Annotated in this window: 1 protein-coding gene; it reads right to left on the bottom strand. The window is 48.6% G+C overall.

The genetic code is table 11. The annotated features are described in order from the left end of the window. The coding region (locus HMPREF9075_RS13210) for a hypothetical protein (RefSeq protein ID WP_009415810.1) at positions 1-216 on the bottom strand (216 nt) is incomplete at both ends.

Genomic DNA, 216 nt, shown 5'->3' with positions numbered 1-216 from the left:
TTGATCGTACTTGTGTGGTCGCCGACAAGCTTACCGCTGGCTCTTCTATCGTAAATACATAATCTTGCGCACATTGTGTGATCGCATCTTTCACCGTAAGTGTATAAGTACCCGATGCCAATCCACTCACCCAGAACTGTGTCACTGGTGGAGCTAAGATTCCTCCTGCCGGATGGAGCGTACCTGCCGATGGATTTATCGTTACTATGTGTCCGT

Origin of the sequence: Capnocytophaga sp. oral taxon 332 str. F0381 (assembly GCF_000318275.2) — a bacterium.
GTDB lineage: Bacteria > Bacteroidota > Bacteroidia > Flavobacteriales > Flavobacteriaceae > Capnocytophaga > Capnocytophaga bilenii.
This window is presented reverse-complemented; position numbering and strand designations above follow the sequence as displayed.